The 279-nt window shown below is 65.9% G+C and carries 1 protein-coding gene; it reads left to right on the plus strand.

The window, feature by feature from the left end; genetic code table 11:
• On the plus strand, positions 1-279 hold a 279-nt coding region (locus ACPYOM_RS22340), incomplete at both ends, for a cbb3-type cytochrome c oxidase subunit I (RefSeq protein WP_481347641.1).

Genomic DNA, 279 nt, shown 5'->3' on the forward strand with positions numbered 1-279 from the left:
ATGCACGGCACCGTGATGCTGTTGCTCTTTGCGACGCCGCTGTTCGCCGGGTTCGCCAACGCCCTGATGCCGCTTCAGATCGGCGCGCCCGATGTCGCGTTCCCGCGGCTGAACATGCTCGCGTACTGGCTGTACCTGTTCGGTGCCGTCGTCGTCCTGGCAGGGTTTCTCACTCCGGGTGGTCCAGCAGCCGCGGGCTGGACCAGCTACGCGCAGCTGTCTGATGCCGCCTACACCCCGGAACTCGGTGGTGACCTGTGGGTCTTCGACCTCGCGTTC

Source organism: Monashia sp. HAY1-2A, from assembly GCF_056755315.1.